This is a genomic window from Streptomyces sp. NPDC056296 (assembly GCF_042268605.1).
Taxonomy (GTDB): Bacteria; Actinomycetota; Actinomycetes; order Streptomycetales; family Streptomycetaceae; genus Streptomyces.
In genome coordinates, this window is sequence record NZ_JBHJRX010000091.1 from 1 (window position 1) to 24,681 (window position 24,681).

The following is a 24,681-nucleotide window of genomic DNA, read 5'->3' on the forward strand; positions in this document are numbered from 1 at the left end:
AGACAGGCAAGCCCTCGATCAAGTAGACATGGACGAGGTCAGGACCTGGGGAATTACGTGACGCCGGGCCCGGGGAATTACGTGATCGTTCACATCGTTGCCCTGGTGGTGCCAGGTCGACGTCGGTCGGTCGGTGCCCTTAGGCTCGTTGAACATGCTGATGGTGCCTCCTTGGGGAGTGACTGTCGGTTTCTTCACTGGGCGGCTCCCTGCTCCAACAGGGGGCCGTCGCCCGTTTGCGGGGCGGCGGCCTGCGCCGCGCCCGACCCGTGTTTGCGCCGGACCGGGAGTCATGGGGCCGGGACGTAGCGTCCCGGCGGTGTTCATTGCCGGGCCATCGTCCCCGAGAGCACGGGGACACCGGAGGCGATCCGCAGCGCGGTGCTGGCGGCCCCCGCCGGAGTCCAGGCGGCGGCCGCCGCCTCCCGGTCCGTCTTGTTGACGTTCAGGTCGAACGGCGCGGCGAGCGCCCAGCGCACACCCGTGCTCTGGCCGAAGATGGAGGAGCCGTCCAGATACTGCTCAGTGAGGAACTCGTACAGCAGCCCCTTCGCCTTCAGCTCCGTGATGCCGCGCCCGACGGTTGCCGGGGAGATCCCGTACCAGGAGGCGAACTGCTTGTCCTTGTACAGGACGAAGGACCGGCTGCGCTGGCTCATGAAGATGAACAGCATCGCCTTCTCCGGCATCGTCAGCGACTTGTAGTAGTCCTGCTCCCAGTACGCGAAGGGCACCTTGAAATAGATGTCCTTGCGGGAGCCCTCCCAGTTGCCTGACGGCAGCGTGTACGGGTCCCCGGAGCCGTCTTCGAGCAGCTTGGTGATGCGGGTCATCCGGCCGTCCGGCGCCGTGCTGATCAGTTTCAGCTTCTTCAGCTTGGCCAGGTGCCGGGAGACCGCGGCGCTCGCCGTGCCGTCGGTGGCGAACGAGATCCCTGCGGCGCGGCCCCATGTCTCGGACCGGCGAGTCACGCCCCAGTCGCCGTCGACGCGACCGCGCGGGAGTGGACCCCGTGCGGCGACGCAGTGGACCAGGAGGAAGAGCTCCAGCCGCTCGGGGCTGCGCAGCAGGTGACGGAGGGGGCCGGGCTGCGTGACCAGGCGGGGGCCGGGGCGGGCGTCCTGGACGAACGCACGCCGGATGGGGACGGCACGGCTGGAGCGCTTGGACTCGTCCAGCAGCATCCGTATCGTGTCGTCCTGGCTCACGGCCTTGTCCCGCTTGAGCACGGTCAGTTCGGTGTTCACGGGCCCAACTATGCGCCCCAGCGCGGGCGGTTCGGGTGTCGGTTACGGGAGCGCACGCCCGGCCGGACGCCCGCTCAGCTCGGCTAGTCGGAAAACATGTGAACACTGATGACCCCGGTAGGAAACCTTTGTTCCCCAAAAGCCGCAGGCAGGCCCGCATCTGATGCTCGGAACCATTGCGTGTTCAGATTGCGATCTTTGGCGTTCTGGACGTCAACATTTGACAATTTCATCTCATAACTCCGTGCTCGGGAGGAGACGCCCCACGAGTGGGTCCCGCACCGGCCCGGCCGACCTAGACGACGTCCGCCCGCCCGTGCCGACAGCACGAGGCCCCAGGCCTTTTGAAGAGAGGACCCGGGGGCTGGCGCGGTGGGAGGGAGCAGGCAGAGGCTTTCTCAGTAGTCGTCCCGTTCGGAGGGCGGTCCGTACTGCTCGATGAGGTCGCAGGCACAGGTGCCGCCGCCGTACAGCGTCTTGTCGCACTCGTCATGGTGGTGCTGCACCGGCGGCTTCGGCGGCGCGGTCCGTGCGAAGCCGCCCTTCGTCGGCTGGGCCGGGACGGCCTGGGCGGTCGGCGCCGACGCCGCCCCCGCCCAGTCGACGCCCAACTCAGCCAGGGCCGACCGCTGGTCCGCAGTGAGCTTGTGTGAGGTTCGGCCGTGATGTCACTGGGATGTTCGGCTTCGTATGTCACTGACCTGTAGGCGTGTTGGCGCTGTTCAGGGGCGGTTGGATCGATCGATCATGGTGACAGTACCCCGAACATGCAGTGACCTGAGGCCGTATCGGCCGGTGTCACGTTCTTCGTATCTCCTTTGTCTTCCTGGTCTTCGTGGAGTCGTGGGCTCACTGGGCCTGCTGCCCTTCATGGGACACGCAGCCGCGATCGACAGGGGCTGGACTTGGCGGAATTGTCAGAGCCGAAGGCCATCATGGGTGCCATGACCGACCCAAAGTCCTCGGATATCGAAGTCCTGGTGGCCTTCTCGCCGGAAGAGTATGCCGTGATCAGCGAGCACGCAGCCGAGCTCGACGTTCCCATCGCAACGTACGTCCGGCAGGCCGCCGCGAGACAGGCACGCGACGGACAGCTCAAGCGTCAGCTCCTCCAGGAAGCGGCACAGAAGCAGGACCCGGCGGCTGAGCCGTTCGTGATCAGCAGCCTGCTCATCGACGACATCCTCGACAGGGATCCCACGACGCTCACTCAGGCGGAGAAGGAAGCCCGAACCCGGGAAGCCGCCCGGGAATGCGGGATCGAGTACACCCCCGTAGTCCGAGACCTGGGCAACGCACTCTGGGCGAAGATCGAAGCCTTCCAAAGCGACACGTCGACCAGCCCCACGAACCGGAAGCACGACTGAACGAAAGCATTTCTGAGCTCAGCGACACACGCCTATGGTTTTCCTTCTGTGCCGAGCGGAGCGTTAAAGGAAACAGCCACTTCGCTCTCCTGGGCGGCACGCGCGTTGATCCTCCCAATCCACCAGCCGCGAGGACCTGACTCGGAACACACTGACTTGACGCCCGAAGGCCGGGGCCTCATTGCGGAGCCACGGAAACGGTAACGGGTGGGGTGGTCCAGCGAAGACCAACGCTGCCGGCAGTGTCCGGCGGTTCTTGGCAGGTGAACCGTTCCGGGTTTGATCGAGGCTCGATCTTTTGGAAGGATCGAGTCCGTTATGGCGAAGCAATACCCCAAGGAGCTCAAGGAGCGGGCCGTGCGTCTGGTCCTGGAGACTCGTGATCAGTACAAGACCGAGTCCGCAGCTATCCGCTCGATCGGAGCGAAGCTCGACATCGGGCCGGAGTCCCTGCGGAACTGGGTGCGTCAGGCCGAGGTCGACGCCGGCGCCCGGACCGGGACCACGACCGAGGAATCCGCCCAGCTCAAGGCCCTCAGGAAAGAGGTCGCCGAGTTGAAGCGGGCGAACGAGATCTTGAAGGCTGCGGCGAGTTTCTTCGCGGCCGAGCTCGACCGGCCACACACACGCTCGTAGCGTTCATCGACGAGCACCGGGACCGCTTCGGCGGAGTCGAGCCGATCTGCAGGACGCTCACCGAGCACAACTGCAGCATCCACCCGTCCACCTATTACGCGCACAAGAAGCGTCTGCCGTCGGCCCGCTCACTGCGGGACGCGGAACTGGCACCGCTCATCACCAAGATCTACCGGGACAACTACAGCGTCTACGGAGCCCGCAAGATCTGGGCCGAACTGAAACGGCAAGGACATCAGGTGGCCCGGTGCACCGTCGAGCGCCTGATGAAGGCCGAAGGCATCACGGGAGCGGTGCGCGGGAAGAAGGTCGTCACCACCAGGGCGGACAAGGAAGCAGAGCGGGCCCCGGACCGGCTGGGCCGGCAGTTCGTGGCCACAGCCCCCAACCGGGTCTGGGTCGCAGACTTCACCTACGTGGCCACCTGGTCCGGCACCATCTACGTCGCCTTCGTCGTCGACACCTTCTCCCGCCGGATCGTCGGCTGGTCCGCCTCGACGAACAAGCAGACCCCGCTGGTGCTGTCCGCACTCGAAATGGGCCTCTGGCAACGTGACAGAGCGAACACCCCTGTCGTCGCACGGCAGTTGATCCATCACTCCGACGCCGGATCGCAGTACACCAGCTTCCGCCTCGCCGCCCACCCGGCCTCCGAACAGATCGCGGCATCCATCGGCACCGTCGGCGACGCCCTCGACAACGCCCTGATGGAATCGACGATCGGCCTGTACAAGACCGAACTCATCAAGCCTCAGCGGCCCTGGAAGGCCCTCAGCGACGTCGAGTTGGCCACGGCGGAGTGGGCCGACTGGTACAACCACCGCCGACTCCACGGTGAGATAGGCCACGTCCCGCCAGCCGAATACGAAGCCGTCTATTACCAGCGGCAGCCAAATCTGCAGGTCACAGCCACAATCTAGAGTCTCTACCGAATCCGGAACGGTTCAAGGTGCTGCGGGGGAGCGCGTCGGGCGGTGGCGGTGTCGCGGAGCCTGGCTGGGTGCGGATTCCCGCGGCGATGCCCGAGGGTCGTTAGCACGTGCGTCCATCGAACTGGCGGGAACGTTCTGCTGTCACCCGCCCGAGTGAGCGGCTGAGCTGGAAGCCCACGCGCAGCTCATAGCCTCGCAGCAGACGCACCCGTCACACACGTGCGTCAGGCTGAACTGCTCTGTGTCCACCCATTGTTGGAGGCTCTACGTGATCACCGTGCCGTTATCCGCCCACCCGCCCCAGGGGTGCCGGTACCGGTGACGACGCTGGACGACGTCTCCAAGGAGGGCTTGGGCCGTCATCGGGACGAACTACGTCCCGCTGCGGTGGCCCGGCTGCTGCAGTTGCGCGGGGCGGGGGAGTTGACGACCGCGCATGTGCGGCTGGTCGCCGAGTCGCTGGATGTGAGCGTGCGGCAGGTGTGGCGCTGGTTGGCGCAGGCCGAGGAGACCGGTTCCACGGAGAAGCCCGAGCGCCGGCGGTTTCGGATCACGGACGAGATCATCGATGTCCTCGCCGACTACCAGGGCAACGTCAAGCGCGCTCACGAGCACTTGGTGCGCGTGGCCGAGGAGGCGGGGGAGAAGCCGATCGGTCTGACCACGCTGCACGACGCCATCGCCCGTGACCTCGATCCCGGGTTCATGGCGGGCCTTCGGGAGGGCATTCCGGCCGCCCGCGGTTTCGACCCCGCCTTCCAGCGGCCGGCGGTGGCCCGGAACCAGGTGTGGGAAGGGGACCACAAGCAGGCTCCGCTCGTCGTGATGATGCCCGACAAGAAGCTGTCGAAGGTGTGGGTGACCTGGTTCGAGGACCGCGGTACCAGCTACGTGATGGGCTGGGCGGTCACTGCCGGCTCCGCGCACCGCGGCTCGGTCCTGGCGGCGGTGCGGGCGTCGGTCCTGCGGGAGGATCCTTATGGGCCGGCCGGGGGACTGCCACATCTGGTACGGGTCGACGGCGGCGCCGACTTCCTGTCCAAGACCGTCCGGCGGGCCTTCGGCCTGCTGGGGGTGCCGGTGCACCGAGTGCGCAGTGCCCGCCACAAAGGCGGTATCGAGCGGCTGAACCGCACCAGCATGACCCGCTTCTTCGCCGACCTGCCCCGCTACACCAAGGCGCCCCTGCTTGATCACCGCCGCCGCGTCGGCGAGAGTGACCCGCCGTTGACCTTCGAGGCGTTCGTGGAGCGCCTGGGGGAGTGGGTCACCGAGCACAACACCAAGCATGTGGTGAAACGTACCGGGGTGACGCCGCTTGAGGCGTGGCTGGCCGACCCCACCGAGATCCGTCCCGAGCCCACCCCGGCCGAGCTGCGTGCGTTCATGCTGGAGAGCGACCACAGGCCCCGGAAGATGACCAGTCACGGGGTGGAGTTCGCTGGCCGCTGCTACATGCCGGAGAACGGTGTCGGCCGGATCGGGGTTGAGGTGCGGGTGCGGTGGATGCCGCACCACAGCCACGAGATCGACCTGTACACCTTCCGCGGGGAGCGCTACCTGGGCCGGGCGTTCCTCAGCGACGAGGCCACCGAGGAACTGCGCGCCAAGGTCCTTGCCGACCGCCAGGAGCACAGCGCTGACCTGCGCCGGGCCCTGCAGCGCTCCGGTGAGCGCAAACGCGACCGCTTTGTGCCGGCTACCGAACCCCAACTGCCCGTCCAGGCAACCCGCATGACCAAAGAAGAGGCACTCGCCGAACTCGCGGGCACCAGCCAGCGAGCGCCTGCCGCGCCTCGCCGGCGCGAAGAGCCGTACCAGCCCTTGACCCCCATCCCGGCCGGCTGGGTACGCCCCGGCCAGGCCACCGCCCCCGCCCACCCGTCTTCGGAGGACGCATGACCACCACCGCCACTACTGCCGCGCCGAAGCCACCGCCCGAGTCGGCGGCGCCGCGCCGTCCGGATCTGCGCCCGCAGTTCTTCCTCGGCCTCGAGGACTCGTCGCTGGTCGCCACCGACACGCTGCTGCAGATCAAGGACACTGTTGTCGACACCGTCGAGTCGCGGGCGATGTCGGTGGTCTACGGCGATGCGGGGCTCGGCAAGAGCTTCGGTACCCGGGCCACGATCCAGGAGATGAATCCGGATCTGATCCTCCCGCTGGATTTCGCCCGTTCCCGCCCGGGGCCGAAGGATCTGCGCGAGGAGCTGTTTCATCAGATGAACCTCAGCTGCAAGATGCCTGGTACGCCGACCGCGTTCGACAAGCTGCTGCGCGAGACCCTCCCCCGGCGCCCGTATGTGATCGTGTGTGACGAGGCCCAGCAGTACCGGCGGGAGAACTTCGAGTTCCTGCGCAAGCTGTGGGACAACTGCGACCCCAAGCCCGCCATCTTGTTCGTCGGCGGCCGGGAGGCGTACGAGACGCTGCAGAGCGACCCGGCGCTGGCCTCGCGGATCTACATCCGCCTGGAGATCCTGGCGATGACCGAGGACGAGGTCCTCAAGACCGTGCCCGACTCCCACCCGGTGTGGAAGGGCGCGCAGGAGGCGCTGCTGAAGCGCATCGACACCCAGTACGCGCTCGGTTCCTTCCGTGAGTGGGCGAAGGTCACCAAGCACGTGATCAAGGGCATGGAGCACTTCAAGGCCGACAAGGTCGACGACCGCGTCGTGGACTGGGCCCTGAAGCGGTGCTGACCACTTCGCTCCCGTCGTCGGCCGTCTGGGACGCGGCCGGCGCAGCCGAGCCCTTCGCCGTCCTGGACGACGCCGCCCCACCCCTGCACCATCACCAGACCGCGGGGCTACGCACCCTGCTCACCCCGGGCATGCTCGCCGTCGGTGATGCGCTCGCCGACGCCTACGCCCAGGGCCGCTTTGTGTGCGTGCTGGGCGATGCCGGGGTCGGCAAGACCTTTGCCGTCCACACCGCCGCCCGCCGTCTCGGTGAGTTGTTGCTGTTGCCGCTGTATCTCCGGGCCCAGCCCACGCCGGCGGACCTGCGCGCCTGCCTCCATAAGGCACTGAAGCTCCGGGGCGAACCGCCCGCCGACCCGGGGGCCGCCGACGCCTGGATCCGGCGCGCCCTCGCCCTCAAGCCGCACATCGTCGTGGTGGAGGACGCCCACCGGCTGTCGGCGTCCAGCTTCGAGTACCTGCGTTTCCTGCACGACGACACTCCGGGCGGGCTGTGTGTGGTGCTCATCGCCGAGACGCACGGCGAGCGGCGGCTGCGTGCCCAGCGGATGCTCGCCACCCGCACCGCCGGCTGGCCCTACATCTGGCCGCTCACCCGCGACCAGGTCCCGAAGGCGGTTGCTGCCTTGCACCCTGTGTGGCAGAGCGTCGCGCCCGACGACCTCAAGGCGCTGGATGCCCGTATCGCCGACGGCGCTCTGCGCCGCTGGGCCGTGCTGACCGTTCACACTCAGCGGGCTCTGGCCGCCACCGGAGCGAGCAAGCCCGATTGGGGCATGCTCGAGGCCGTGGCCGACCGGGTCGACGGTGGGCGGCGCCCATGACCGCAGCCACGCTTTCTCCCGTCCCTGCCTCTACGCCACCGCCGGCCGCACCACCGTCGTCGGCGGCCCCGGGGGCGGGGGCGGTGAGGCTGCTGCTGGACGGCGACGACGATCAGGCAGTGCACCGGGCCGCCTACCAGTGGGCCGATCCCGCCCGCGGGCGGATCACCGTCGATCCCACCCCGCATACCACCAGCCCGGCCTACCTCGCGCTGGATGTGCTGCGCGCCATGGGCCGCGACACCTTCGCCCGCCCGGAGGCCGAGCGGATGTCCACCGACCCGGCCTGGCGGGCGGTGACCTGCTGGACCCTGGCCACCGACGTGCACGAGGCGATCGTGCTGCGCGCCCACCGCCTCACCACCGAGCGGCTGCGCCGCCTGGCCGCCTGGCGCGCGGACACCGGCATCCGCCTGACCCTCCTGGCCCACACCCCGGAGCAGGCCGATGAGCAGCGCCTGCGTGAACAGCTCACAGCAGCTGGGGTGACCGATGTGGTGACCGTACGCGGCACGGCCGCCGTCCTGGGCGCGATCAGCCCGGCCGCCACCGGCCGGCGCATCGGCCCGCCGCCGCGCGATCACGCCTACCCGCTGCCGACGGTGCCCCGTAGCGGGGTGGCCTCGTTCCGCGCGGACTGCTGGCACCGTCAGAACGCCACCGACTTCGCCCACACCGACGCCCAGTACCGCGCCGGTTACGCCGCCGCCCGCACCTGGCTGGCCCGCACCCTGTCACCCCAGGCATCCGCCGTCGGCGGCATCGAACCCGCCGCCGACCCGGCCGCGCCCACCCCCTGGAATCTGCAAGAGACCGAGGCTGTGCGGCTGTTCCTGGCCAGCTTGGCCGTCTCAAGTCCCAGCCCGCAGCACACGGTGGCGCGCGTGCGCGGCGCGCAGGCCGGCTTCCTGTCCCGCTCGGTGCTGCTCAACGTGCCGGACGATCTCACCAGCCGCGCGGGGCCGGGCATCACCACCGTGCCGATCACCCCGCGCGTCGTGCACACGATCACCGTGCGCCTGCCCAACCCGCTGCGCGCCGCCGCCATCGCGGCCCTGCTGTTTACCGGCACCGACACGTCGCTGCTGTCGATGACCCAGATCGCGAGCGTCGGCGAGGCCGGTACCACCGTGGCCATCGACCGCGACTCGCGGATCCACATCGGCGAACCTCCCGGCCCCCGGCACATGTACGCCGTCCCGCCCCGTGCCCGCCCCCTGCTGCGCGCGGCCGTGGAATTCCGCCGCCGCACCCCGCGCACCGCCGCGGGCCACGGCTTGTTCGCGAACTGCTTCGGCACCACGCCACGCTTCGAGGCCCTCATCGCCGACGCCGGCCTCCCGATCCCAGCCCTGGCCCACCCCCATTCAGGGGATGACTGGCATACCGCCGCCCACTGCTGGCACCTGCACACCACCACCCCGCCCGCCTCCGACGTCCTGCCGCGCCTTGGGGAGTTACGCCCGTGACCGACCAACTCCCGCTGCCCGGCGACACGTCCGCGGTCGCGTTCGACCTGAAGTTCTGGCGGACACGCGCCGCGGAGTGTCGACTCACCGACGAGGACCTGACCGCGCTGACCGGCATCCCCACCGCCGACTGGGACAGCCACCTCACCCCGCGCACCCTCCCCGCCGCGGCCCTGTTCATCCTCGCCCGCGCCCTGAACACCTCCGCGGAATCCCTCCTGCGCCAGCCCGCACCGAACCGCCGTCCCGCCCCGGAGGCGGCCGACCACGCCACAGTGCTGCACGCCGCCCTGCTCGAAGCCGACCGCATCCACCCCGACGACCTGGCCTCCGCCCTGGAATGGACCCCGCACCGTCTCAAGCGCGCCGCCACCGCCCTGGCCGCACACCTCGAGCAGCCCAGCAGCCCCCACCGGCTCGTCCACACCGACACCACCATCCACCTGACCTGCGCGCCCGACCTGCTTGACCCCAAGCAGCGGCAGAACCTGCACAACACCGGCCACACCGCAGCCTCCCTCGCCCCCGGCGAGGCCGCCGCCCTCACCCGTCTGCTGCACCACACCGCCCGCGGCCTCACCCCCGACCTGCCCGCCGAGCAGACCCCCCGCCTGGCCAACCGGCGCCTGCTTGCTCCCTCCGGCGAACAGCCCGCCCCCCACCCCGACGTGCTGTTCGCCCTCGGCATGGCCGCCCACCCCCTCATGGACGCCGCCGGCCCCGCCAGCCACCCAGCCCTGGGCCACCGCCCCGCCGCCGCGGCCGACGCAGATCCCGCCGGCGGCTCCGCGTCAGTGCCCGCCGCTGCCACGCCGCCACCACCCGGAGTGCGATGATGCTGCCTCCGCGTACGGCCGCCGTGTCCGAGACCACCACCGGAGCGTGGAAGCCCACATGGTCACCCGGCCACACCCGCCCCGGCCTGCCCCCGCTCACCGTGGTGCACGACCCAGACGACGACTACGCCTTCATGGCCGCCGCGCTGGCCGCCCACACCCCCGCGACCGGCCGCATCACCATCCACCCCACCCCGGTGGCGAGCGCTCCTGCCTCCCTGGCCCACGACCTGCTGCGCAGCCTGGGCAAACATCTCCCGCCGGCCGGCAGCGAGGACAGCACCTACTGGAGTGGCAACACCGAGACCACCTGGCGCGCGGTCGCCGCCTGGATCCTGGCCTTGCGTATCGGTCACGTCATCGTCACCCGGGCCCATCGCATCAGCTCCCGGCACTTCGAGTACCTTTTCGCCCTGGCCGAGCTCACCAAAATACGGCTGACTCTGCTGTGCCATGGCCCCCTCCCGCCCGTCCTGGCCGCCGCGCTGGCCGTGCTCCCGCACGAAGCGCTGCACACCCTGGCCGCGGCCCGCCGCGCCGTGGCCGCTCCTGCACCGGCTCCACCACCGGCCGCCGACCGGTTCGCGTGGTGGGAGGCAAACGGGCAGTTCCCGCCCGACGAGGGCGAGCCGTGCTTCCTGCTCCCCACCCGCCGTACGCCCGGCCGCGGCGTGATCGAGGCAGCGGCCCACCGCCTGGGCCGCGCGGTGCTCCCGCTGCCCGCCGCCGGCCGCTTCCCGCCCGAGCCCGATGAGCCGACCGTGCTCCTCGCGCACCGGCTCCATGCGCGCATCGCCCATCCCGTCCACGCCGCGGCGCTGGCGGTGCGGGTCTTCGCCGCCCAGACCGGCCCCACGGCCCGAACGGGCCGTGGCCGGGAGATGCGGACACCGTCCTGGGCAGTGGACTTGCTCGAGGCAGCCCGCCACTTCGGGCAGCTGGAGGGGCGCGCGGACACCACTTCCACGCCCCACCTCAGGTCCTTCGACCACGCGGCTGTGACCGAAGCAGCCCACGCCTGCGGCCTGCACGAGCACCAAGCGCCGGGCACGAAGCGGCACCCTGCCGCGCCCACCTCGCGTTCCAGGCGGCCAGCCGCCGCGCGCGGCAGCGCCGGCGGCAGACCATCGCCCGGCCGGGCAGCATGAGACGTGCATGAACCCAACCACCTGCTGACACAAGGGAGTAGACGATGGCCGAGCCAGGGACAGAACTCTTTGAAGCGATCCGCCGCGACCACCGCGCGGGCGACAGGCTGCCCAGCTCCCTGGCCGCCCGGCACGGCGTGCCCCGCCAGACGGTCATGGAGGCGATCTCGACCGTGCTGCCCCTGCCGCATTCCCTCCCGGCCGACGAGGAGCAGCTGGGCGAGGCCCGCCAGCTTCTGGATACGCTGCTGGCCGAAGACCAGGCCAAGGCGCCCGCCGAACGTCGCTCGGCCTTCGAACTGTATGAGGAGCTGAGCCTTCGCACCGGCAGACTGCCGCTGTCCTACCGGTGGGTGTGGGGGTACATCACCGGCCGCCGCTCCCAGCCCGCTGCCGGCACCTCCCCGGAACCGCACGAGTGGGCCTGGGCGGGCAATGTCCCCTCCGACATGCCGAGCTTCGTCACCTACCTGATCACCAGTGCGGTGCGCGACCTGGCGGAGCTGAAGATCGAAGGGACGCTGCCGGCCGCCGATGGCGTCGAGCTCGGCATGGTCTCCCTCGGCAACGCCGCGGCCCGGATCAACCAGGCCCTGTGGGAGTTCGCGCTGGTCGGACTGAGGGCCGGCCTGTCTTACGCCCAGATGAGCGCCTTCACCGGCATCCCCGAAGACGACTTGGCGAAGCAGGTCGAGGAATACCACCGCCGCATGACCACCTGAGCAACCGTCCCTCCCCGTCGCCGGCCGTGACGGGGCAGGGCAGTGGGCCGTCGGGTGCGGGGGCCCGCGGTGGCCGCACTCCGGCGGCGGGCATGAACGCGTTACGGTCCTGCCGGGCGGTCGAAGGCCGGACCCGCCGGACCGTCGTAGGCGCGGATGACCAGATGGCGGCCCGGATGGGTGTCTTCCACCCGCCGGCAGTGGGCCACCACTGCTCCCAGCGCACCATCACGGCCCGTGCCGAATCCCAGTAGCGCTCCGCTGTCGGCGTCGTGGATCCGGTAGTGGATGTCCTCGTTCACGCTCGTGGCGTCTGCCAGCGGTTCGTCGTTCCAGGTATCAGTCACTGCTGGTTCCGTTCGTCGAGGCGGGTTGTTTGTCGTCAGGCTGCATAAGTTGACCGACTGGCCGCCGGTCAGCGCTGGTGGGTGAGGAAGATTCGTGCGCGTTCGTCGAGCTCGGCCGCGACCCGTACGCCGCGGGCCCGGTACGGACGGAGGTCTGCGCGCAGCGTGCGGACGGCCTTGAGGGTGCGGGCGGATTTCACCCCGGCCATGGTGTCGATGGCCCGGTCCCAGGTGGTGCACGCCTGCTCGATGCTGCCCTGCTTGGCCTGCTGCTCGGCCTGGGCGACCAGGTCGAGGGCGATGATCCGTGCATACGTCGTCCCCGGCCGGCTCGCCGCCGCGGTCGCGTAACTGCGGGCGGCGTTCGGCCGGTCCCCGAGGGTCTCGAACACCTTCGCCGTACGGGAGTGGACGGTGGCCGCTGGCGGGCCCCACACCAGCGCCCAGAACGGCACCTCGTCCCCGGCACGCACCCCGGCGGCGAGAGCGGCATGGGCACGATCGACATCGGCGAGAGCGCGCGGGGCTTGTCCGGTCTTGGCGAGCGCGTGCGCGTGGGTGACGGCGAACAGCGCCTCAACCTGCTGGTCGACCCGGTCCTTGGCCCGGTCCCAGCCGGTCTCGGCCAGCGCCAGGCAGTGCTCGGGCCGGTGCAGCTTCATGCCCTGCTGCGACATCGTGCGCATCACGAACCCGTCCTGCCCTGGGACCCCCGAGGCCCGCGCGAGCGCGAGGGACTGGAGGTAGTACCGCTGCGCGAGGCCCTGTTCCCCGCTGTCGTACGCCTTCCAGCCCGCGAGGTGGGCGCCGGCCGAGGCGACCGAGAGCGCCTCGGCCCGCACCTCCTCGCCCGCGAAGCGGCCCCGGCATAGCTGGGCGATGTCGGTGACGAGGTATTGGACGAAGGCGGAGCGCCCGTGCTGTCCGCCGTGGCGCTCGTCCATGTCCATGAAGAGCTTGACCATGTCGCGTACGGCGGCGACGTCGGCGTGCCCGGCGATCGCGCCGGAGGCGACCGAGCGCGTACGGGCGGCGGCTTCCTGGACGCTCTGAAGCGGCAGGGTCGCTGCGGCCATGGAGTAGGCGGAGGCGGCCAGGAAGCGGCGGCGGTTCACATCGGCCTCCCCGAGGGCGGTGAGCGTCTCGACCGGATCGAACTCCAGCGTCAGCCCGATGCTTTCATCTTCACCCTCGGGCGGGGAACCAAGTCCGAGGTCTTCACGGGTGATCCGGCGGCCCAGGCGCCGGGCGAGCGCCTCGGCCAGCTAACCGATGGTCGGCCCGGCCGGGATCGCGCCGAGAGTCCAGTGGTGGACGGCCGACTTGTTCGTCCCCAGGTGCTGGCCGCTTTCTAACGCCACGGCCTTCACGGCGCGGGCCACCCCGTCGTACGGCAGCCCGGACTCCTCGATCAGTGCTTTGAGCAGGTGGTTCGCAGTGCGGTGGGTCATGGGGCCTGCCCCTCGTATACCCGATACACGGCTCCGCGCGCTCGACACGGTACCCGCCAACTGCCTTGCCCGGTTCACTGATTGAACAAGCCCGGTGACACACCGCCCACCGGGATTTGGCCGAGTGAGAGGGGTTCGCGATGAAGGACCAGACGCGTCCGTGGGAATCAGTGTTCGCCGGGCCGGAGAGCACCGCCCCGCCGAGTGACACCGCCCGCTTCGAGGAGAAGGCCGCGGACATCTCGGACCAGGGCCGGTTCGAGGACTGATCCCTCGGCACCGCCCGTGAAGCACCACCAGCGTCACCGGGGCCCGCGCCTGGCTGAGAGCCGCGCGGGCCCCGTCGCCTGTTCACCCGCCGAGAAAGGAGAAGAGGGATGCTGACGTGCTCGGTGAACCTGCGGACCGCCTGTTCGGGACCGTGGGAATGGCGAGGCGAGGAACAGGGATGGGGCCGCGACGGCGACCGCATCCGCCCGCTGGACCACCCGGCATTGGAGGCGCGGGCGGTCACCGACGGCACCTGCACGCTGCTCGTCGTACGGGAGAAGGCCGCCGACCGCCCCTCCCTCCTGCGCTCGCTCTCGCCCGCCCGGGTCGACGCCGCCATGTACGGCCGCGCGCTGAAGGAGTGTCAGGACTTCCCGCTCCAGAGCATCTGGATCGAGACGGGCCCGCGCGGACTCCGGCTTCAGACGGGGCTCGGGGGGGTGTGCCCGCTGTACCTGGCGTACGACGGCGGCCGACTGGCCGGGTCGTAACAGCTGATGGACCTCTCCGCCCAACTCGGCCCGGCCCAGATGGAGGAGAGGGAGGTGATGCGGCTGCTGACCGGCTTCCCCCGCTACGGCCATGACACGCTGTTCACCACCGTCAAGCGACTGTCGGAACGCTCCACCGCGTACGCCGACGCCGACGGCCTCCACCTTGTGTACCCAGCCGCGGCCGAGCACGCCCAGCCCTCCGACCTCGCCGAAGGCACAGGCGAACGCGCTCTGGTGGAGGCGTTCGAGGCCCTGACCAGCCACGTGTTCACCAAACGGCCGGTGGCGGCGGGGCAGACGGCCGCCCAGCTGTCCGGCGGCATGGACTCCACCAACCTCGCCATCTCCCTCGCCCTCGCCCACCCGGGGGCGATCACCCCGTGCGCCATGCTCATCGGCGGCGAGGCCGGCCCGCAGCAGGAGGCCCGGCGGCGTGCGGTGATCGGGCAGACCGGGTTCGCCTTCGACGTGACGGTACGGGCCGCCGACCACCCGGCACTGTCCCCGGGCGGCCTGCGTCGCTCCCGGGCGGAGGCGATCAGCCCGCTGGACGAGCCGCACCTGGAGGCGGCCGACGCGCTCGCCCAGGCCCTGCGTGCCCGGGGCATCCACACGGTGCTGGCCGGGTTCGGCGGCGACGAAGTCGCCCGCGTACGACGCCCCGAGGGCGGGCCCGTACGGACGCGGACCGCGCCGGCCTGGTGCGGCGAGAGGGTGCGGGACCTGCTGGGCGAGGTGAACACGGGGATCTCCCCGGCCACCGTGGCGCCGGAGACCGCGCTGATCGCCCTGGAGGTCGCCACCCCGCTCCTCGCGCGGCGCGGGCTGTGGGCCGTCGCCCCGTTCACCGACCCGGACATGGTCCGCTTCGGCCAGCGCCTGCCGGTTCAGTGGAAGGCGGACAAGCACCTGCTGCACCGCCGCCCGCGGCCTGCCCGAGACGGTGGTGAACCCGCCGCTGCGGGAGAACTTCGGACACCTGATGGACCGCGCCGTACACGAGTACGCGACTGGGCTCCTGCGCGGCTGGGGCAAGGAGCTCCACCTCATCGAGCAGGGCTATCTCGACGCCGAGGTACTCGGGGAGACCGTCGAACGGGCTTCCCTCTCGCCAGGAGGCGCGGCGCCGTACCGCATGGGCCTGTTCCTGATCAGCGCCATCGAACTGGGTCTGCGGGCCCTGTAGACGGCATCTCCACCAGGCGGGCGACTTCGGCGCAATCGGCCCCGTACGCCCCCACAGCCCCGCAAGGATGGGGCGGGTGACCGACTCCTCACCCGCCCCGAAAACCCCCACCGCCCCGCCCCAGCAGGTCGGCTACCGCCCCGACCCGCACGCCGAGGACATCGCCACCGCCACCTGGTGGCGGATGGCCGCCCGCCTCCCGCACACGCTCGCCGCCGCCGTACGACTCGGCTGGGCCGCCGACCGGCCGGCCGTGCTCTGGCTCGGCGTGTGTCAGCTCGTTGTCGCCGCCTCCGCGGCTGTCGCCCTGGCCGCGCTGCCCGGCGCGATGAACCACCTCTTCAACGGCGGGGACGTCGCCGAGCGCGTGACGGCCGCGACCCCCACGCTCATCGTCGCCGCTCTGGCGACCGCCGTACGGGCCGGGGCCGACGCGCTCGCCGTCTATGCCGCCACCCGCCTGGCCCCGCAGGTCGCCACCGAGGCCGACCTCCAGATCCTCACCGCCGCCCCGCAGGTGGAGCTGGAGGCGTACGACCGGCCCGGGTTCACCGACCGCCTTCAGGCCGCCGGCAAGGGGGCGGAGGCCACCGAGGACCTGATCGGCGACGCGCAAGCCATGGTCTCCGCACTCGCCCAGCTTGTCGCCGCCGCCTCGGTGCTGACGGTGCTGCACCCGCTTCTTCTTCCGCTGCTCCTGCTGGCCGTGGTGCCCAAGGGGGCCGCCGCGGTGACCACCGCGCGCATCCAGCATCGCGCGGACTTCCAGAACATTTCGGACAACCACCTGCGCTACCTGCTGCGGTACTACTCCACCGACCGCCGCACCGCCGCCGAGGTCCGCGCCGCCACGATGGCGGGCTTCATGACGACCTGGTACCGGGAGATCACCGACCGGATCAAGGCCACCCACCGGGTGGCGGCCCCGAGGGTGCTGCGGGTGACCCTGGCCGGCTCCGCCGTCAGCGGGCTGATGCTCGCCGCCACGTGGGCCGCGCTCGGGTGGCTCGCCGCGACCGGGCGGATGGACCTCGCCGTCGCGGCGACCGCCGTTGTGGCCATACGGACCTCTACCGGGGCGCTGACCTCGCTGGTGAGGGCTGCAGCCCGCACGTTCCGCACCAGCCTCTACCTGGAGGACTGGCAGAGCTTCCTGCGCCGGGCGAAGGCCCTGCGCGCCGAGCGCGGGACCAAGGCGATCCCGGCCGGGGCGCCTGCCGAGGTCGAGGCGAAGGACGTCACGTACACCTACCCGGGCGCCGACGTCCCGGCGGTCGACGGAGTCAGCCTCACCCTGCGCCAAGGCGAGCTGATCGCCCTGGTCGGCGAGAACGGCTCGGGCAAGACCACTCTCTCCCGCCTGCTGACGGGCCTGTACCTGCCCAGCTCCGGCACGGTGGCCTGGGACGGCACCGACCTCGCCGAGGCCGACCCGACGAGCGTGTGGTCGAAGGTCGGGCTCGTGCCGCAGGACTACACGCGCTGGCCCATGGACCTGCGCGCCAACATCCACCTCGGCCAGCCCCGCGCCGCCAACGACGGCCCGCTGCTTCAGGCCGCCCGCGCTGCGGGCGCGGACAGCGTCATCGACAAGGCCCCGTACGGGCTGGACACCCTGGTCGCGAGCTCGAACTGAGGCGGTACCGACCTCTCGGGCGGGCAGTGGCAGAGGATCGCGGTCGCCCGAGCGTTCTACCGCGATGCTGCCATGTTGATGCTCGACGAACCCACGTCCGCGATGGACCCGCGCGCCGAGCACCTGGTGATCCGCCGGTTCAAGCAGCTCGCCGCGGGCAAGGCCGCCGTATTCGTGACCCACAACCTGGAGAACGCGCGCATCGCGGACCGCATCATCGTCCTCGACGGCGGCCGGATCGTGGAGTCGGGGACCTTCGAATCGCTCCTGGATGCAGCCGGACTGTTCGCGGAGCTGTACAAACTTGCTCAAGACCGGTGAGACCCGCTGGTCATGAGCGTAGGTTCCGCGGAAGGGCGAGCACTTCCACGTGATCATGAGCACCGTTCGAGCATTTCCGCGTGATCAGGGACAGCGGTAGCGCTCAGCCGCTACCTAAACGGGAACCGCTTGCACATGTCACAGCCGACGGCATCCAGCTGCGGGCCCTGAGCCATGATCCGCTCGGTCTGCTCCGGTACGAGAGTCAGGGCCTTCTGAAGCGGCAGCGTCGGGGCGCTCCGCGCGGCTCTGGGCAGCGCGATGCCGCGCTGGACCAGCGGGTACGGCAGATGCTGGAGGGCGCGGCCCACTTTGACCACTGCCCCTTGCTGGGCGAGATCACGGACGCCTCCTGCGCCGGAAAGAGGCCCCACGGACAGCAGACGGCTGAAGCCCTCTGACCACCCGGACGCGCTCTTCGGTATAGCTCTCGATCAGGTCCATCAGCAGCGTCGAGAGCCCGGCGCGTTCCAGCTGCACATGTCCAAGGAGCTCAAGGACCTCAGCCTCGGCGTCGGCCCATGACGGCGGCCCGGGTGCAAGTGCCTCCTTGAGACGGCGGGTCGCGGAAGCCAACAGCTCGGTGATTCCCTCGGGTTCGCCGTCCGTCCCCGCTGTGTAGCGTCCCTGCCGGAACCAGATGCCGTCCCGGGCGAGGGAGTCGAGGGCCTCCTGAACCTCGGAGGCGAGCCTGCTGGCAGTCTCCCCGAAGGCGAGCGCGTCGACGGGCCGCTCCAGCCTGAGGTCCTGGGCCGTGTGGTCAAGAAACTCGTACCAGGCTCGCACCGTCGTCCTGATCCGCACGATGCGGACTGTCGCCTCCTCCGCTTTGGCCAGCCGTGCGGCATGGCGCTGTCCGCGCCGCTGAGTAACGTAGGCCAGGACGCCTGCGACAAGGGCCCCGCCAACAGCCCCGATGAGCCCGTAGAGTTCTCCGCTCATGACCCGGCTCCTCTGATTCCTTCGCCGCCTTGGACCAGGGGCGCCAAAGTGTCGCAATGTGACAGCAGCTCGCGCAGTTCGACCATGGTGGTCATGGCGGCGCCCGGTTCCTCGCGCAGCGCCCGGTCGATCGCCTTCGCTAGCTCACGCGGAACCTGCGGGTTGTGGAACCGGACCGGCGTCGGCGGGCTGTCGAGTACGACCTGCCAGGGGTCGGCGCCGGGCGGAAAGGGCCGAGGGCTGGTGAGCGTAAGCATCCAGTACAGGCAGGCCGCCAGCGACCACACGTCCGCCTCGGGGCCGCTGTACTTGAAGTCGACCACTTGCGCGCGCGACATGAACTGTGGCCGGCCGGCCGTGGTGCCAGTCAGGGTGAACCCGCTCAGACCGGCCTCGTCGAAGGCTTTGGCGAGACCGAAGTCGCCGACCTTGACATCGAAGGTCTCGCCGGAAGTGCCGTTTGGCTTGCTGACCGCGCTGACCAGGATGTTCTGCGGCGTGACGTCGCGGTGGACGACGCCTTGGGTGTGCGCATGAGCCAGGCCGTCCATGGCTTGGTCGGCGACGTGCAGGACCTCTTCCGGCGTGAAGGGGGATTCATGCCGCCGCGCGGCCCACTGGTCGAGGCTGCCACCGGGGCAGAACTCCCCGTACAGAACGAGGGTCTCGTCGATCTCGTCGACGCGGTGGAGGGCTGCGATGCGGGGGTGGCTCAGCCTGCCGGTGATCTCGGCCTCGCGGCGGAAGCGTGCCAGCGAGTGCGGTCCCGGCACGACGCGCGGGAGCATGACCTTCAACGCGTAGTCCTGCCCGGTCGCCGTCTCGCGGGCCAGGAACACGCTGCCCATGGCTCCCTTCCCCAGCTCGCGCAGGATACGGACACCGCGCTCGGCGAGAGCTGCGCGCACGGCGGGCTTCAGCCAAGCAGCGCTGGTCATGGGGCTTCCTCCGCTGCATACTCGGCGGACCTTGGTGTCAAGTTCCAGTCACACTCCCAGACACCGGGCGCGCCACCAGATCGCCCTGTCACCAGATGCCGCCCGTCCCTCGTCATGTAAACGCCGTCGAACTCACCGTCTCGGCTCACGAGTTCACCCACCTGCTCACCCGTCTCCCACTTCCAAACACGGACGCGACCGTCGCTGGCGGCGGCGAAGACGTAGCGCCCGTCCGGAGACAGGCACATACCGCGGCAGAAAGCCGCGGACGGGCCCTCCATGCGCTGCACGAGGTGCCCCGATTGCAGCGCGCGTACCTCAATGACGGTCTGCTGGAACAATGCCGAGACGACGTGGCGTCCGTCCGGAGTCACTTCGAGGAAGTCGTGTCCCCCGATGGCCGACCGGGCGTGGAAGCGCAGAAGACGCCCTGTGTCCATCTCCCAAACCCGTACCGCGTGTTCGGACGGCCCGGTGGACAGGACATGTTGTCCGTTCGGGGTGACCCTGAGCGCCGTCACCGACGCCCTGTGTCCTCTCAGGACCCGCACGCAACGGCCGCTTGATACGTCCCACGCGAGGATCATGCGATCCCGGCCCCCGGACAGGAGAAGGCGAGCGTCGGGACTGAAGCACAGCACGGACACCGCGTCTGTGTGTCCTACGCGCCTGTGCAAACACTCTGCGCTCAAGTGCTCACTTCTGTCGCGCTCTTTGCTTGCGAGGCGCCAGAAGCGCAAGGATCCATCTTCCTCAGCCGTGGCAGCGAACCTGCCGTCGAGGCTCACGGCGCCCACGGTGACCGCCGCGTCATGGCCATCGAGGACTGTGTGCCGCGCACCCGTGGCAAGATCGGCCAGCCAAACCTGCCCGCCGTCGCCCGCTCCTTCGTCGGCACGCCTGGTCACCAGCACATGGGACTCGCCCGAAACTTCACACACGGCCAGCGGAAGCGTGTCCGGGTCGCCCAGGGTGTGGCTGAGCCAGCCTCCGCGGAAGGCGGTACGGGAGGACACCAAGGCCAGCCGGCCCCATAACTCCAAGGCCCTGCTGTCCCGTTCGTGCCCCTCCTGGTCGCGAGCCCGCTTCAGCAGCCCGTGCGCGCGCTCCCACTCCTCTGCAACGAGAGCTTGTGCTGCTTGGGCGAGATGGTCGTCGACATGCGCCCTGACTGCGTACTGGACCGCGACCGATCGCGGCCGGGAGATCTGCAGAGGGCTCTCGGGCCCCGGGGCGAGAGGCCGGGCCCGCAGCTCCCCGTCACGTACATGGACCGCGTATCGGCTATCGGCACTCAAAGCGGCTGGGAGGCGGTAGGTCAAGCCGACGGTCAGAGTGAAGAGGCAGCGACCCGATTCCAGATCCCACGCGCGGGCCGCGCCGTCCAGGCAGTGCGTCAGTGCCCAGCGCGCGCTCTGCTCCTGTGCCGCCCGGGCCACCTCCACATGTGTCACCACAGTGGGATGAGCGGCCAGTTCCCGCACCGGAGTGCCGGACGGCAGCTCCCAGAGGCGGACTGCTCCGCCGCCGTGCCCCGTCACGAGCCGTCCGTCCGATGTGACACACAGGGAGGCGCACTTGTCCGCTCCGAAATCAAGGCATGCGGTACGGCGGCCGGTCGCCAGCTCCCACACGCTCACCTGAGTACCTCCGGCCGAACCGACCACCCAGTGGCCGTCCAGCGTGATGTGCAGTGCGTCCACCGGACCGGCGTCGGCGGCGGGGCGTCCGGCCAGGGCTCTGACGTACCGCCGGTCATGCAGATCCCAGACCTGCACCTCGTCATGCTCACAGGCGACCAGCGCGTGCCGTCCGTCCGGGGTGAGTGCGACCGCCCGTACGCGGTCACGCGCCTTGATGAGTACGGGCCTTCGGCCGCTGCCCACATCCCAGAACCGCACCGGACCGGCGCGGTGGAGCGCTTCGGCCGCCACGGCCCGGCGGGAGTGCTGGGCCGTGGCGACGAGGTGCATTCGTATCCGGCGGTCGTGCACGACACGCACGAAGTGCCCGGCCCCCACATCGCACTCCCACAGGCCGTCGGCGGCGTCGATGACGGCCCTGCTGCCGTCCCCCACAGGAAACACCGGGGGACCACCCCTGGCACTAATCCCCACGTCGGGGCCAGAGCGCTCCCACAGGACCTCACCCGTGGCGACGTTACGCAGAGAGAAGCGTGTGGCCCGGCCCAGAGTGGTGAAGGCGAGAACGCGGGAGCTGTGCGGGACCGCGACCACCGTCAGAGCTCTGGACGCCGCGAAGTCTTCAACCGGCTCGGGCGCGTCCGGCCCGGTGTCCGCTTCGGTGTCCGCACCACTGTCGCCCCGCTCCCGGCCGACCAGCCGCAGCAGCGGATCGATGCGCAGCGGGTCCCCGCCCCCCACGCGCGCGGCTCGCAGCGCGTGCAGGACTGCCCCGTCCGTCGCCGCCCCCTCGCGCCATCTCAACACGCCACTGTTGTAATTCGCTTCAGGGTGTTGTGGATCGGCAGCGAGCGCTTGGTTCAGAAGCTGCTCGGCGTCGGTGGCACGGCCAAGGTCGAACAGCGACAAGGCGCGGTTATTGAGCTCGTCGGCGCGCAGCTGCCCCGGGGCCGGTCGAGGGCGGGGGTAGGCGGCCCCCGACACTTCCCGGTAGATCGAGGTCAGCGCTTCGGCGCACTCGCCCATACTCGCGGGCCTCTCCTGAGGCAGCCGACGCAGACACCGGGCGAGGAGGTCTCCCAGCGCGTCGGGCATTGCCAGCGCGGGCCCGGGCCGCCGGACGCCGACTTCGCGTACCTCGCGCCTCTCGGCAGCCCCCTCGCGGTGGGCTCGCCGCCGCAGGGCATCGAGTGCCTGGCCGACGGCAGCACCCGTGTACCAGGTCACCTCTCCGGAGAACATCTCGAGCACTGTCGCGGCGAAGCTCCACATGTCGCTGGCAGGACCGAGCCGTTGTCCCGCGAGCTGCTCGGGCGAGGCATAGGGGCGAGTCATGCCCCGTGCAGTCACCGAAAAGTCAGCAACCTCCGCGTGCCCCTCCCCTGAGCTGTCCGGCGGAGGGCTCGTCCCTGCTCGGACGAACGCCCGCGCTAGGCCGAAGTCCGTGAGTTTCACGCTGCCTTGGCCATCGAGAAGGACGTTGCCCGGCTTGACGTCCTGGTGGACCAGGCTCCGCCCGTGCGCGTGTGCGAGTCCCCACGCCATCTGGACGGCGATGTCGAGCACTCGCGGCAGCGCGATCTCGGACCCGCCCTCGTACAACCGTCCGTCGTCGAGCCAGCCCCGCAGGCTGCCGCCTTCCACGTACTCGGTGAAGACCAGCGGCACCCCGCTGACGACGCGGACGTAGTGACAGAAGCACACATGCGGATGCAGCCCGATCGACATCCATGTCTCGGCCTCTTCGACGAATCGTTCCACGCCGTCGGCCTTGGCGAGGAGTTCGGGGCGAGGCCGCTTGGCGGCAAGGTCGAGGCCCCACTGTTTGTGCCGCACACGGTAGACGAGGCCCATACCCCCGGCCCTGTGCACATGAGTTACCTCGTACTGCTCCAGGATTTTGTCGCCGACGTCCCAGGAGACAGCCTCGGACTCAGCTGACATTCTGCGCCGCCAGCGTGCATGCGAGGGGCAGAAGAGAAGGGATGAACAACTCCTCTTCGGGCGGGCTCGGCCAGCCGCCGGGACCGAGGTGTTGAGCGAAGAGCACCGCCAACGGGTAGGCATTCTTGTGAAGTTCGGGATCGGTGGCCCACTGGTCGATTCCGGGCCCGGGACGCAGCAAGGAGTCCACGAGCGTCAAGGAGCGCAGCAGCCGGGCGCGTTCGCGTATGTGTCGTTTTCCCACTCTCTGCTCTGCCAGACGGTGCCGGGCCAGCCTGATCACCTGCTTGGCCTGGCCAAGGCGACCAGGCCGATCCTCGGCGAGGCGGGTCTCCTCCGCGCCGGCGAACAGGAAGTCCAGGAGAGCCTGTTCCTCGGGTATCAGCGGCCGAGGATCGGCGACGTCGGGGTTGCGCGTCGCCACGATGGCGTTCTCATTGACGCCCGGCCCGCCGAAGTGAAACCACACATGTCCGCGCAGCGCGAGCCAGGCCAGTTCGGCGGCGAACACCTTGCCGAGCCGCGAGTCGGTGCCGCCGGTGATGTAGGTGCTCTCGGGCAGGCCCGCGAAAATCACGACTCCGAGCTGCAGGGGGCTGAAGTGGTCCAAGAGGGAGATCAGTTCATTACGCAGCCGCTGCGTTGTGCTCTCGGGCGGACTGTGCAGCTCGTCCAGTGTCTGGCTCATCGCCGTTCGCCAGCTCAGATAGTGCTCGACCAGTGTTTCGGTGCGGTGCGCCGACGACTCGCCGTCCGCCAGACGTATCTCGGTCAGCGCGACGGCACCCGCGAAGAACTGCTTGCTGCGCTCGTCGGCGCGGTCTGCCACCTCGCGCCGCCGGGCACGCTCGCCGAGCGTGCGCGCCCGGCTCACCGCAAGTTCGCAGTCGGTGTGCAGGAACTCGGCCACCGACTGGAAGGTGTCCAGATGCACTTGGCCCCGCAGGATCGAGCCGTGCAGGACACGCAGCCATCTGTGGCGCAGGGGTGTGGTCATCGCACGTAACACTGGTGGCTGCCCTCCGGTCCCTGGATGCGTCGTTCCGCCTGGTCCTTACTGTCCTTCCGCCTCTTACTGACGAACACGCGGCTCCTACCCTCTGCGGTTGCGGCGGACACGTGCGGTTGCGGCACACACGCCACTGCGGCTCGGTACTGGCTGGTGGCGCCAAGCTTATGACTTACCGTCACGACAGGATCACGAGTGGTCGGCATGGTCCCGAGCGGCTGCCGCAGGAGATCGATCGACGGCGTGATCTAGCGGTTCAAGGCCGAAGGGGCAGGGGCGAAGATGCCACAGGGGTTCGGCCTCTGGCCTACCATCCACAATCGCTTCCGCCAGTGGCAGGACGCCAGCGTCTTCGTGGCCCTGCTGGAGGGCCTGGCCGCCGAGCCCGCCAATTCGCGCGCGTGTGAGTCAGACGGCCGCAACATAGCCGACGATCACCGGTTTGGGTAACCGGCGATCGCCGCGACTATTGAAGCTCACTGCTCACCCAACGCGGAATCATGGGTTCGCCCAGGGGGAAGTGGGGCCTTGACCCCTGATGTTGGACACACGAGACACTGGATCCTGAGGATCTGAGGACGGACATCTCGTGGTCATGAAGAACTATCCGCCGGAGT

At 69.8% G+C, this 24,681-nt stretch carries 22 protein-coding genes and 1 pseudogene; 13 read left to right on the forward strand and 10 right to left on the reverse strand.

Annotated elements, in window-relative coordinates:
- Positions 1 to 323: 323 nt before the first annotated feature.
- Together ACFCZF_RS38350 and ACFCZF_RS38355 are read right to left on the reverse strand one after the other, a co-directional pair.
- Entirely contained in the window at positions 324 to 1,247 is a 924-nt protein-coding gene (locus ACFCZF_RS38350; protein ID WP_376675600.1) for a hypothetical protein, read from the reverse strand.
- A gap of 398 nt (positions 1,248 to 1,645) precedes the next feature.
- Positions 1,646 to 1,858 carry a hypothetical protein gene (locus ACFCZF_RS38355; protein ID WP_376675601.1) on the reverse strand — a complete coding sequence of 71 codons (213 nt, stop codon included), beginning with the start codon at positions 1,856 to 1,858 and terminating at the stop codon, positions 1,646 to 1,648.
- 333 nt (positions 1,859 to 2,191) lie between these two features.
- On the opposite strand from ACFCZF_RS38355, the gene ACFCZF_RS38360 reads away from it, so the two are divergent.
- The 9 genes from ACFCZF_RS38360 (at position 2,192) to ACFCZF_RS38400 (ending at position 11,883) form a co-directional block, all read left to right on the forward strand.
- Positions 2,192 to 2,614 carry a hypothetical protein gene (locus ACFCZF_RS38360; RefSeq protein ID WP_376675602.1) on the forward strand — a complete coding sequence of 141 codons (423 nt, stop codon included), beginning with the start codon at positions 2,192 to 2,194 and terminating at the stop codon, positions 2,612 to 2,614.
- A 318-nt stretch (positions 2,615 to 2,932) separates the two neighbouring features.
- Positions 2,933 to 4,170 (forward strand): IS3 family transposase gene (locus ACFCZF_RS38365; protein ID WP_376675603.1). Its coding sequence is split into 2 segments (ribosomal slippage): positions 2,933 to 3,206 and positions 3,206 to 4,170, totalling 1,239 coding nucleotides; the frame shifts between segments, so codons are not numbered across the junction.
- A 330-nt stretch (positions 4,171 to 4,500) separates the two neighbouring features.
- Positions 4,501 to 6,084, forward strand: a complete 1,584-nt coding sequence (locus ACFCZF_RS38370; protein WP_376675604.1) for a Mu transposase C-terminal domain-containing protein — start codon at positions 4,501 to 4,503, stop codon at positions 6,082 to 6,084.
- The gene (locus ACFCZF_RS38375) at positions 6,081 to 6,884 is read left to right on the forward strand and encodes an AAA family ATPase (RefSeq protein ID WP_376675605.1); all 804 of its coding nucleotides are present in this window, start codon (positions 6,081 to 6,083) and stop codon (positions 6,882 to 6,884) included. The genes ACFCZF_RS38370 and ACFCZF_RS38375 overlap by 4 nt, the downstream gene beginning before the upstream one ends.
- Positions 6,878 to 7,708, forward strand: a complete 831-nt coding sequence (locus ACFCZF_RS38380; protein WP_376675606.1) for an AAA family ATPase — start codon at positions 6,878 to 6,880, stop codon at positions 7,706 to 7,708. The genes ACFCZF_RS38375 and ACFCZF_RS38380 overlap by 7 nt, the downstream gene beginning before the upstream one ends.
- Positions 7,709 to 7,791: 83 nt before the next feature.
- Entirely contained in the window at positions 7,792 to 9,177 is a 1,386-nt protein-coding gene (locus tag ACFCZF_RS38385; protein ID WP_376675607.1) for a hypothetical protein, read from the forward strand.
- Entirely contained in the window at positions 9,174 to 10,013 is an 840-nt protein-coding gene (locus tag ACFCZF_RS38390; RefSeq protein ID WP_078951787.1) for a hypothetical protein, read from the forward strand. The genes ACFCZF_RS38385 and ACFCZF_RS38390 overlap by 4 nt, the downstream gene beginning before the upstream one ends.
- Positions 10,010 to 11,161, forward strand: coding sequence for a hypothetical protein (locus tag ACFCZF_RS38395; protein WP_376675608.1), 1,152 nt, complete (start codon positions 10,010 to 10,012; stop codon positions 11,159 to 11,161). Before ACFCZF_RS38390 ends, ACFCZF_RS38395 begins: the two co-directional genes overlap by 4 nt.
- 44 nt (positions 11,162 to 11,205) lie before the next feature.
- Positions 11,206 to 11,883: a hypothetical protein gene (locus ACFCZF_RS38400; protein ID WP_376675609.1), complete on the forward strand. Its 678-nt coding sequence runs from the start codon at positions 11,206 to 11,208 to the stop codon at positions 11,881 to 11,883.
- A 101-nt stretch (positions 11,884 to 11,984) separates the two neighbouring features.
- Here ACFCZF_RS38400 and ACFCZF_RS38405 read toward each other — a convergent pair whose 3' ends face one another.
- From ACFCZF_RS38405 to ACFCZF_RS38415, 3 genes are all read right to left on the reverse strand, one after another.
- On the reverse strand, positions 11,985 to 12,230 hold the full coding sequence (locus ACFCZF_RS38405) for a hypothetical protein (protein WP_376675610.1): 246 nt from the start codon (positions 12,228 to 12,230) through the stop codon (positions 11,985 to 11,987).
- 68 nt (positions 12,231 to 12,298) lie between these two features.
- Positions 12,299 to 13,345 (reverse strand): hypothetical protein, encoded by a 1,047-nt coding sequence (locus ACFCZF_RS38410; protein ID WP_376675611.1) that lies wholly within the window; start codon positions 13,343 to 13,345, stop codon positions 12,299 to 12,301.
- 150 nt (positions 13,346 to 13,495) lie between these two features.
- Complete coding sequence (locus tag ACFCZF_RS38415) at positions 13,496 to 13,681, reverse strand: hypothetical protein (protein WP_376675612.1); 186 nt, start codon at positions 13,679 to 13,681, stop codon at positions 13,496 to 13,498.
- 140 nt (positions 13,682 to 13,821) lie between these two features.
- Here ACFCZF_RS38415 and ACFCZF_RS38420 point away from each other — a divergent pair, with 140 nt between their 5' ends.
- From ACFCZF_RS38420 to ACFCZF_RS38435, 4 genes and pseudogenes are all read left to right on the forward strand, one after another.
- Positions 13,822 to 13,950: a hypothetical protein gene (locus tag ACFCZF_RS38420; RefSeq protein WP_376675613.1), complete on the forward strand. Its 129-nt coding sequence runs from the start codon at positions 13,822 to 13,824 to the stop codon at positions 13,948 to 13,950.
- A gap of 108 nt (positions 13,951 to 14,058) precedes the next feature.
- Entirely contained in the window at positions 14,059 to 14,442 is a 384-nt protein-coding gene (locus tag ACFCZF_RS38425; protein ID WP_376675614.1) for a hypothetical protein, read from the forward strand.
- A gap of 6 nt (positions 14,443 to 14,448) precedes the next feature.
- On the forward strand, positions 14,449 to 15,711 hold the full coding sequence (locus ACFCZF_RS38430; protein ID WP_376675615.1) for a hypothetical protein: 1,263 nt from the start codon (positions 14,449 to 14,451) through the stop codon (positions 15,709 to 15,711).
- 944 nt (positions 15,712 to 16,655) lie between these two features.
- Positions 16,656 to 17,588, forward strand: a pseudogene (locus ACFCZF_RS38435) (ATP-binding cassette domain-containing protein).
- A 110-nt stretch (positions 17,589 to 17,698) separates the two neighbouring features.
- On the opposite strand, the gene ACFCZF_RS38440 reads toward ACFCZF_RS38435, so the two are convergent.
- The 5 genes from ACFCZF_RS38440 to ACFCZF_RS38460 form a co-directional block, all read right to left on the reverse strand.
- Positions 17,699 to 17,908 (reverse strand): hypothetical protein, encoded by a 210-nt coding sequence (locus ACFCZF_RS38440; RefSeq protein WP_376675616.1) that lies wholly within the window; start codon positions 17,906 to 17,908, stop codon positions 17,699 to 17,701.
- A 19-nt stretch (positions 17,909 to 17,927) separates the two neighbouring features.
- Positions 17,928 to 18,530: a hypothetical protein gene (locus tag ACFCZF_RS38445; RefSeq protein WP_376675617.1), complete on the reverse strand. Its 603-nt coding sequence runs from the start codon at positions 18,528 to 18,530 to the stop codon at positions 17,928 to 17,930.
- The gene (locus ACFCZF_RS38450; RefSeq protein WP_376675618.1) at positions 18,527 to 19,468 is read right to left on the reverse strand and encodes a serine/threonine-protein kinase; all 942 of its coding nucleotides are present in this window, start codon (positions 19,466 to 19,468) and stop codon (positions 18,527 to 18,529) included. The genes ACFCZF_RS38445 and ACFCZF_RS38450 overlap by 4 nt, the downstream gene beginning before the upstream one ends.
- Positions 19,465 to 22,965: a WD40 repeat domain-containing serine/threonine protein kinase gene (locus ACFCZF_RS38455; RefSeq protein WP_376675619.1), complete on the reverse strand. Its 3,501-nt coding sequence runs from the start codon at positions 22,963 to 22,965 to the stop codon at positions 19,465 to 19,467. Before ACFCZF_RS38455 ends, ACFCZF_RS38450 begins: the two co-directional genes overlap by 4 nt.
- 79 nt (positions 22,966 to 23,044) lie before the next feature.
- Positions 23,045 to 24,052, reverse strand: coding sequence for a hypothetical protein (locus tag ACFCZF_RS38460; RefSeq protein WP_376675620.1), 1,008 nt, complete (start codon positions 24,050 to 24,052; stop codon positions 23,045 to 23,047).
- Positions 24,053 to 24,681 lie beyond the last annotated feature (629 nt).

Bases quoted from the DNA above. Each gene is read 5' to 3' on its own strand.
- ACFCZF_RS38375 (WP_376675605.1), top strand. From the start codon at position 6,081: ATGACCACCACCGCCACTACTGCCGCGCCGAAGCCACCGCCCGAGTCG.
- ACFCZF_RS38425 (WP_376675614.1), top strand. From the start codon at position 14,059: ATGCTGACGTGCTCGGTGAACCTGCGGACCGCCTGTTCGGGACCGTGG.
- ACFCZF_RS38460 (WP_376675620.1), bottom strand. From the start codon at position 24,052: ATGACCACACCCCTGCGCCACAGATGGCTGCGTGTCCTGCACGGCTCG.
- ACFCZF_RS38415 (WP_376675612.1), bottom strand. From the start codon at position 13,681: ATGACCCACCGCACTGCGAACCACCTGCTCAAAGCACTGATCGAGGAG.
- ACFCZF_RS38420 (WP_376675613.1), top strand. From the start codon at position 13,822: ATGAAGGACCAGACGCGTCCGTGGGAATCAGTGTTCGCCGGGCCGGAG.
- ACFCZF_RS38430 (WP_376675615.1), top strand. From the start codon at position 14,449: ATGGACCTCTCCGCCCAACTCGGCCCGGCCCAGATGGAGGAGAGGGAG.
- ACFCZF_RS38450 (WP_376675618.1), bottom strand. From the start codon at position 19,468: ATGACCAGCGCTGCTTGGCTGAAGCCCGCCGTGCGCGCAGCTCTCGCC.
- ACFCZF_RS38360 (WP_376675602.1), top strand. From the start codon at position 2,192: ATGACCGACCCAAAGTCCTCGGATATCGAAGTCCTGGTGGCCTTCTCG.
- ACFCZF_RS38455 (WP_376675619.1), bottom strand. From the start codon at position 22,965: ATGGGCCTCGTCTACCGTGTGCGGCACAAACAGTGGGGCCTCGACCTT.
- ACFCZF_RS38395 (WP_376675608.1), top strand. From the start codon at position 10,010: ATGATGCTGCCTCCGCGTACGGCCGCCGTGTCCGAGACCACCACCGGA.
- ACFCZF_RS38400 (WP_376675609.1), top strand. From the start codon at position 11,206: ATGGCCGAGCCAGGGACAGAACTCTTTGAAGCGATCCGCCGCGACCAC.
- ACFCZF_RS38445 (WP_376675617.1), bottom strand. From the start codon at position 18,530: ATGAGCGGAGAACTCTACGGGCTCATCGGGGCTGTTGGCGGGGCCCTT.